The organism is Ensifer sp. (genome assembly GCF_035999185.1).
Lineage (GTDB): Bacteria > Pseudomonadota > Alphaproteobacteria > Rhizobiales > Rhizobiaceae > Ensifer.
Genome location: NZ_DASYHB010000101.1, coordinates 99,783 through 108,407 on the forward strand (window position 1 = coordinate 99,783; position 8,625 = coordinate 108,407).

Genomic DNA, 8,625 nt, shown 5'->3' on the forward strand with positions numbered 1-8,625 from the left:
GGACACTGCAGCGGCGCGCGCCGCATTCGACGCGCGAAAATCGCTGCATCTTGAACTGCTGCGTCGTCCTGTTCGTCGATCAAGTAGATCCAGGAAAACGCGCAGGTTGATCAAGGTGCCCGGCTGCCAGCAGCCACTCAGCTGTGCCCCTCATAGCACGGCTACCTTGTCCATAACGTGTGATCACATGATTTTGTTCACCGAGGCGCCCGACGGTCTCGCCGCCGGACGCCTCGGTGACGTGTTTCCTTCGCTATTGTACCAGCACGGGCGGCTGGCACTTGACGCCGGTGACCCGAACGTCGGCCTCTCCGACCCGAACGCCAACGAGAAGAAGCAGATTGTAGAGCAGGTCGTCGACCGGCTTGGTGACGGAGCCGAGCGTCTGGGCAAGCGCCTGTTGTACGATTGTCGGGCTTCCGATGCTCAGGAACAGGATCTGGATGTTCAGGTCGAGATTGTTGAGCAGCGTCTGGGTCGTCGACGTCAAGATATCCTTCGTCGAGACTGTCTTGATCGATCGAGCCGCGATCTCCGTCGGGCTGAAGCTCAAGCGCGAAGCCTTAAGGTTCTGCGCCTCGATATGGGCGAGCGCATCGATCTTGACCACCAGCGCATCCACGAGCCGCGCTCTTTGCACCCGCGCGTCGGATGAGAAGTTGGAGAGCACCTTCGGGTCGACATCGCCGATGGCAATTTCGGCAACGCCAGGCACCGCGTCGACGCTGACCTCCGCATTCTCGGGCTTGCCGCCATAGCAGCGAATGTCCGCAAGCTTTGCCTCCGCATAGGCGAGCTCGACATAGATTGGCAGGCGAACGCGAATGCCGGCAAGCGCGGCGAGACCATCGACGTTGACTTCAACGGCGAGGCGGGTTTGTGCCGTGCGAACGGCAGCGCCCGGTGTCCCCAGGCGGTGGCTGGGCGTCTCGACCGGAGGCTCGCCGATGGCGAGCTTGACCTTGGCGGACGCTATTCCGGGCAGGCCGGCGACAGAGTTGAGCGCGATCTGGTTCTCGCCATTGGCAATGGCGGCGGCTGCCGAGATGATCTGCAGCGCTGTAACCTTCATCGACCAATCGGAGCCCGCATCGATCCTCAGGCTCTTCTTGGGGTCGAGATTGAGGATCTGTGCCAGAGTGAAGGTCTTCTTGTTGTTGGCGGTTGAAAGCTCGATGCTCTTCAGCGCGGATGTCACGGTGCTCGACAGGCCTTGAACGAGCCGCATCGAGGCGAGCAGTTGCGGCATCGTGAGATTGGCCTTCAGCACATCCTCATAGGACGCGGTGGTAAGGTTCAACCTTGTCGCAATGATCTTCAGGAACGGCTGGACGTCGACATCGGCGTTGATGAGCGCCTCGTAGTCCATGACCTTGAGCGAAATTGTCGTGCCGAGCATCTGCCCGAGAATGGAATTGAGCAACCCGTCATTCAGGCTGGCAAGGCGCGAACCGACGGAGAATGCCGCAATCTTGGAACTGGCGGCCGTTCCGTAAACGCTAAGCTCCGGCGGTTTGCTGAAGATCGCTGCAAGGAAGATATCGCCCTTCTTCTCCAGCATCACCTGTACGGCGTCGGTCGGCGTCGCATCCTTGACGAAGCGCTGCCCTGCGTTGACGGATGGATCGGGGACGTAGCGCCCGCGCGTAACCGTCGCAACGCCCTCGACCTTGCCGGTGCTGACATCGCCAAGCGGCAGGACCTTGCCATCGATCGTCATCAACCCCGTCGGCGTGGCCACGCCGTAGTTCATCCCATTGTTGGCGAAATGCTTGAGTACGGCCTTTTCCGCCGAGGATATGTTTGCCGCAGCGCTGATCGCGGCGAGATCGACCGCCGACTGCATTTCACGCTTTTGCACAGTGAGGTAGCCGTAGTCGATGCCAAGTGCCATCGACGTAATGACCAAAGGCATGGCCAGCGCGGCTGAAATGCCGATGTTGGCGTCGCGCGCTCGCGACAGGTCACGTAAGCGCGATGGTTTCCACTGCATGTCAGACCCCCCCGATGCGTATGGTTGCGTAGCGCTCGATCTGTTCTTTCGGCATGGCGAATGTGAACAGATTGAAGATCGGCAGATCGCCGGCGTCGTATTTGATCCGTACGGTGAACTGGTTGGCGTTGTTGGCGTCGTCCCGGACGGTGACGGTCATGCGCGATGACTTGATGAAAGCCTGATCCATCGTCGTGCGGCGGATGTAGTCGGTCGCGAGCCGCTCGCGCTCGGTCTCCGAGAGGCCGGCAATGGCGGTGCGGGCGGCATCGGCTGCAATCTGCTGGATGGAGTGAGCGGCGCTCAGATAGACGCCATAGGCAATCAGGGTCAGCACGCAAAGAAAGAAGAGCGGCGCTATGATTGCAAATTCGATTGCGGCGGCCCCGTCTCGGCCGCCTAATAGGCGCTTGAAGTTGGACATTGCAGCATCTCCGCGTACCCACGTTGCTGTATTTTTTCGAATGTCCCTGCGCCCTTACGGTGCTCCTTAAATGTTAATTTTTTCATACTCCGATAAGTTGTTGAATCGGAATGCAATTCGTCAGTGTTGCATAATGCGTATTTTCGGTTGAATTAGAATTTTTGCGGATTCGGCAGGGGTTTCGTTACCCTGAGATGCCGGAAAACAGGCAATCCGCACCTTGCACGGAAGGGCGCGCAGCCAGGCGAGGTGTATCGCAATTGCTCGAATGGTGAGCAATTGCGCGCAACTTGTGCGTCAATCCTGGCCAGGCCCGGATCGGTAGCGCTGGAGTTGCGTGTTAAGATTTGCAAGGTCGGCACGCAATTCGGAAATCTCGCGCAGCAACACATCGTCGACCTTGTGATGCAGGGCGATCAGTTCGACCTCCGATTTGAGGTTGACCTCGTAGTCCTTGGAGGCGGCGAACCGATCGCGCTCTGCCTGCCGGTTTTGCGACATCATGATGACCGGCGCCTGCAGTGCTGCGAGCATGGAGAGAATGAGGTTCAGGAAGATATAGGGGTAGGGGTCGAAGGCGCCGGTGAAGAGCAGCACCGAATTGATCAGCACCCAGAGAACCAGAAATCCACAGAAACCGATGATGAAGCCCCACGAGCCGCCGATGCGGGCGATGTTGTCGGCGAGCCTGTCACCAAAGGTCAGCCCTGCGTCGAAGGTGGCGTGGGTGTCGGTGGCAACTGTGCGCCGTTCGTGCGCACGGGAGAGAATGCGTCGTTCGATCTCACCAAGCTCGCTGAGCGGCTTGCCGAAGATTTGCTTCGAGATGTCGTTGAAGTGCGGCATGGGAATCTCCGATCTGGCCGGAGACAATCTAGAGCATCACCGCCACAAGGAAATCGGCAGTACCCGAAAATGCGCGAGAGCCGGACCGGATGCAACCGGTCCGGCTCTGCCTGTCAGTGCGCCTCGACGCTGGCGAAGAGGTCCGCGTGTGACTTGAAGAAGCGATCGGTCGAGAAGCGGTCGCCGAACATCATGTCGTGCTGCAGGAAGCGGTAGTCGCGCAGGAGCGCCGGCACCTTCGGCTGGCGCGACCATTCGGCGACTTCCTTGCCGTTCTTGCGGATCAGCATGTAGCGGTCGACGACGCGGTACTGGTCGTGCACCTTGCCGAGGAAGCCGGTGTAATAGGGATGCTCGTAGCCGGACTGCTTCAGGATCTGGTAGGAGAGGAAGGCCGGGCTGATGGTGCCGACGTTCTTCTTCGGGCCTGTCTTGTTCGACCACACGACGAGCGGCGTTTCGTGCTGCGCCTTCATCTGGTCCTTCGAACCTTTGCGCTCCGCGGTGACGCCCTTCATGAAGCCGGTGCTTGTATAGACCGTGTTGAGCGGCGGCAGGTGGTCGCCGAAGAGCACGATGATCGTTTCGCGGTCGCGGTTCTTCGCCCAGTCCATCAGCATCTTCAGGCTGTCGTCGGCTTCCTTGATGCCTTGGGCGTAGGTTGCGAGCACCTGGCGGTCGGCTTCCGGCAGGTCGCCTTCGACCTTGATGGTGTTCTTGGCGTAGCGGTTTGCCTCATAGGGGCCATGACCCTGCAGCGTGACGGCGAAGAAGAAGAACGGATCGTCCATCGCGTCGGCCTGGTGGATGATCTCCTTGGTCAGGGATTCGTCCGAGGCGAAGATGCCGCGCTTCTGCATCGCGGGCATGTTCTCTTCCGACTTGAACATGTCGAAGCCGAAGGCCTTGTAGACGGCGGTCCGGTTCCAGAACCAGCTCTGGAAGGGATGGATGGCACGCGAGACGTAGCCTTCGCCGCGGAAGAAGGTGGCAAGCGACGGGATCGGGTTGCGGATATACTGCTGGTACGGGATGCTGCCATAGGGCAGGAAGGCGTTGGAGAAGCCGGTCAGCGCCTCGAACTCGACGTTGGCGGTCATGCCGCCGAATTCCGGCGAAAAGACGTTGCCCGACTGCATTTCGCGGATGGTCGGCATCGGGTCGGGCGAGAGCTTGACGTTCGGCAGGCGCGTCGGATCCCAGAAGGATTCGCTCATCAGCACGATGACGTCGGGCTTGCCGCGATGCGAGGTGCCGGCCGGAAGCGGCTTCACCGGAATGCGGTCGATGGCATCGGCCATGTAGCCGGCCGGCGCGCTGACATTTGCCATCGGCAGGTTGATGGCGAAGGCAAGCGCAAAGCCGTTGTGCTTGTAGTTCTCGGTCTGGTCCCACATGATCGGGATGACCTTGAGGCGGTCACGGATCCAGGAAAACTGGTTGTAGTCCATGATGTTCCAGAAGGCGACGAGCAGCGGCAAGGCAAACGCAAGGCGTGCCACGCGCTCACGCGTCGTCAGCTTCGGAAATGTCCGCCAGGCAAAGCGCAGCAGCAGGCCGATCGCGACAATGGCAGCCACAAGACCGACGGCAATGCCGACAGCCGTCCAGGGCCGGTCCTTCACCAGAACGGGCATAAGCTCCATGATCTGGCGGCCGAAGAGGAAATCGGTCGGGTAGAGCGGATCGGACAGGAAGACCTGCTTCTGCTGGCAGATGACTGCCGGCAGGATCGCGAGCGGTGCGAGCACCACGGCTGATTTATGTTCGCGGCCGAAAATGCCGTCGACGGCCAGAAGCACGAGGAAAAACACGCCGATGGTGGTGAGGGCCGGGCGCGTCGGGTCGAGAATATAGGCAAGCGCATCGGTCAGCGACTGGCGGACGATCAGCTCGACGAGGAAAACCAGCGAAGCCGCGACAAAGAGAGAGAACAGTGCGCTGCGCGTGGACGCGAGCGTCTTGGCATGCCGTGTGGTGAAGCCGGGTCTATCGACATAGACGCGCGAACCTCTCGCGACAGCGGAATCGATATTAGCCAACATATTCTCCAATTTCATAAATGCGTCGTGTAACTGTCATACGCCCGTCATTTTGAACAGGGGATGAATGGTTTCTTAACGGGGAAAGGGGGGCGCATTTCGCGGCGTGAGGGCGCTCTAAGCACGCCCCATAAGAACCCGGAAAAACAGAATTTTTCGGTTTTTTTTGTGTTGCGGCGATTGCCTGTGGGTATTTTCTCGCGGATTGCGCTAAAGAACATTGCGAAAGTCAGACGCAATCGTTCAGAACAGACCGGCAGGCCCGCTCATGACCGTCCACAAAAACGCTCCCTCGCTCCTTCGCATCGCCGTCGCCCAGCTCAATCCGACGGTTGGCGACATCGCCGCAAACCTGGCCAAGGCACGCGAGGCGCGCGCCGATGCCGCGCGCCAGGGCGCAGACCTCCTGCTTTTGACGGAGCTGTTCATTTCCGGTTATCCGCCTGAAGACCTGGTGCTGAAACCCGCGTTTCTGAAGGCCTGTCTGCAGGCGGTCGAAAAGCTCGCCGCAGAGACGGCCGATGGCGGTCCGGGCGTCATCATCGGCTTCCCGCGGCTCGCCAAAACCGGCCGGCACAATTCGGTGGCGGTGCTGGATGGCGGCAACGTCATCGCGATCCGCGACAAGGTCGACCTGCCGAACTACGGCGAGTTCGACGAAAAGCGCGTGTTCGACCAGGGCGAGATGCCGGGGCCGGTCAACTTCCGCGGCGTGCGCATCGGCATTCCGATCTGCGAGGACATCTGGGGCGATCTCGGCGTCTGCGAGACGCTGGCGGAAAGCGGCGCGGAAATCCTGCTTTCGCCGAACGGCTCGCCCTATTATCGCGGCAAGGTGGACGTGCGCCATCAGGTGGTGCTGAAGCAGGTGATCGAGACCGGCCTGCCGATGATCTACGCCAACCAGCTGGGTGGCCAGGACGAGTTGGTCTTCGACGGTGCAAGCTTCGCCTTCAACACCGACAAGTCGCTGGCTTTCCAGATGAGCCAGTTCGAAGAGGCACTCACCATTGTCGAGTGGAAGAAGGGCGAGGACGGCTGGCACTGCGAAAGCGGGCTGAAGTCGCGCCTGCCGGAGCGCGAGGAAGCGGACTACCGCGCTTGCATGCTGGGTTTCCGCGACTACGTCAACAAGAACGGCTTCAAGAATGTGGTGCTCGGCCTTTCCGGCGGCATCGACTCGGCAATCTGTGCCGCGCTTGCGGTCGACGCGCTCGGCGAGGAGCGGGTGCGCACCGTCATGCTGCCCTATCGCTATACCTCGCAGGAATCGCTGAAGGACGCCAAGGAATGCGCCGCAGCGCTCGGCTGCCGCTACGACATTGTGCCGATCTCCGAACCGGTCGAGGGCTTCCTTAGCGCACTATCGGATACGTTCGAGGGAACCGAATCCGGTATTACCGAAGAGAACCTGCAGAGCCGTACGCGCGGCACGATCCTGATGGCGATCTCCAACAAGTTCGGCTCGATGGTGGTGACGACCGGCAACAAGTCGGAGATGTCGGTCGGCTATGCCACGCTCTATGGCGACATGAACGGTGGCTTCAACCCGATCAAGGATCTCTACAAGATGGAGGTCTACGCGATCTCGCGCTGGCGCAACACGACCGTGCCGCCGGGCGCGCTCGGGCCCTCCGGCGTGGTCATTCCGGTGAACATCATCGACAAGGCGCCTTCTGCCGAGCTTCGGCCGAACCAGACGGACCAGGATTCGCTGCCGCCCTATCCGGTGCTCGACGACATTCTCGAATGCCTGGTCGAAAAGGAGATGGGGACCGACGAGATCGTGGCCCGCGGCCATGACGAGGCGACGGTGCACCGGATCGAACACCTGCTCTACATCGCCGAGTACAAGCGCCGGCAGTCGGCGCCGGGCGTCAAGATCACCAAGAAGAACTTTGGCCGCGACCGACGCTACCCGATCACCAACCGTTTCCGCGACCGGGGCTAGGGTGTGACCTCCGGCGAAGGGCGCGACGGCAAGGACAGTCGTCCTCGGTTCACGGACGAGGAAATCCGGCTGATGCGTCTGTGGTCGGTGAGCGATGTTTCGGCCGCAAGGCAGGTTTCAGCGCAGATCGCCTATTTCGCGACACCGGCCGTTTTCGGTGTCTACGGCCTTGCGACCGGCAGCGTCGTCATCCTCGGCGTTGCCTTCGTCTGCATTCTCCTGCTGCTTGCCTGGGGCCTCGTTTCAAGCTCTCGGGACCAACGCAATTTCATTCTGATGCAGTCGGTCTGTGCCAAGATCCTGGCGATGCTTGGAACAGGCGAAGAACCCAGATAGCGGCCTGGGTGCCAAGGGGAATACTATGCGCAGTTCCGTCGAGATCTATGACATCGTAACCGGCGAAACGCAGATCGTCTGGCAGACCGACAGGCTGGTCGAGGCGCCGAACTGGTCGCGGGACGGTACGCACCTCGTCATCAACGGCGATGGCCGCCTTTATCGGCTCGGCCTCGACGGCTCCGAGCCATGCGAGATCGACACCGGCTTTGCCACGCTCTGCAACAACGATCACGGCCTTTCTCCGGACGGCCTGACGGTCGCGATCAGCGACAAGACAGAGTTCGGCAAGTCGGCGATCTACCTGCTTCCGGCTGGAGGCGGCACGCCGCGGCTCGTCACCCGCAACCTGCCGTCCTACTGGCACGGCTGGTCGCCGGACGGGCAGTCGCTTGCCTATTGCGGCATTCGCGACCAGGTCTTCGACATCTACACGATCTCCATCGACGGCGGCGAGGAGACGCGGCTGACCAACGGCGAAGGCCGCAACGACGGGCCCGACTGGTCGGCGGACGGCGAATGGATCTACTTCAACTCCAGCCGCACCGGGCGCATGCAGATCTGGCGCGTCCGTCCCGACGGCACCGACGTCACGCGGATCACCGACAGTCCCTATGGCGACTGGTTTCCGCATCCGTCTCCGGATGGCAGGCATCTGCTGGTGCTGTCCTATGACGGCGACGTGTTCGACCACCCAAGAGATCTCGATGTGCGTTTGAGGCTGATGGACATGGACGGCGGCAACGCGCGCGTGCTGTTCGAGCTCTTCGGCGGGCAGGGAACCATCAACGTACCCAACTGGTCGCCATCGGGCGATCGCTTCGCCTTCGTTCGGTATCAACCGGAAAGCTGACTGCGCTGGACAAGAATACCGGGGGCGTGCTAGCGGTGATCTCGTTCGCAGGGCGCATCCGATCCGCGGGAAGGGCAAGGCCCACCTGTCTCACTGAACTTGGTTGCCACACCTCTTTTCAGTCTGTGGGCGCGGATACCGGACGTGAATGAAAGGAGGTCTTTCATGATCACGCGCGAT

Annotated in this window: 7 protein-coding genes; 3 read left to right on the forward strand and 4 right to left on the reverse strand. The window is 60.9% G+C overall.

Annotated elements, in window-relative coordinates:
- Positions 1-253 precede the first annotated feature (253 nt).
- The 4 genes from VGO04_RS11095 to VGO04_RS11110 form a co-directional block, all read right to left on the reverse strand.
- On the reverse strand, positions 254-1,993 hold the full coding sequence (locus VGO04_RS11095) for a TadG family pilus assembly protein (RefSeq protein ID WP_327496011.1): 1,740 nt from the start codon (positions 1,991-1,993) through the stop codon (positions 254-256).
- Between the two features lies 1 nt (position 1,994).
- A complete protein-coding gene (locus VGO04_RS11100; RefSeq protein WP_327496012.1) occupies positions 1,995-2,417 on the reverse strand; it encodes a TadE/TadG family type IV pilus assembly protein in 423 nt (140 codons plus the stop codon).
- 297 nt (positions 2,418-2,714) lie between these two features.
- Positions 2,715-3,263 (reverse strand): DUF1003 domain-containing protein, encoded by a 549-nt coding sequence (locus VGO04_RS11105; RefSeq protein ID WP_327496013.1) that lies wholly within the window; start codon positions 3,261-3,263, stop codon positions 2,715-2,717.
- Between the two features lie 113 nt (positions 3,264-3,376).
- Entirely contained in the window at positions 3,377-5,305 is a 1,929-nt protein-coding gene (locus tag VGO04_RS11110) for an LTA synthase family protein (protein WP_327496014.1), read from the reverse strand.
- A gap of 268 nt (positions 5,306-5,573) precedes the next feature.
- On the opposite strand from VGO04_RS11110, the gene VGO04_RS11115 reads away from it, so the two are divergent.
- From VGO04_RS11115 to VGO04_RS11125, 3 genes are read left to right on the forward strand one after another with little or no spacing between them, the layout of a single operon-like run.
- Positions 5,574-7,256, forward strand: coding sequence for an NAD+ synthase (locus VGO04_RS11115; protein ID WP_327496015.1), 1,683 nt, complete (start codon positions 5,574-5,576; stop codon positions 7,254-7,256).
- Between the two features lie 3 nt (positions 7,257-7,259).
- Entirely contained in the window at positions 7,260-7,592 is a 333-nt protein-coding gene (locus VGO04_RS11120; protein ID WP_327496016.1) for a hypothetical protein, read from the forward strand.
- A 25-nt stretch (positions 7,593-7,617) separates the two neighbouring features.
- Positions 7,618-8,445 carry a TolB family protein gene (locus VGO04_RS11125; RefSeq protein WP_327496017.1) on the forward strand — a complete coding sequence of 276 codons (828 nt, stop codon included), beginning with the start codon at positions 7,618-7,620 and terminating at the stop codon, positions 8,443-8,445.
- The last annotated feature ends 180 nt before the right edge of the window (positions 8,446-8,625 follow it).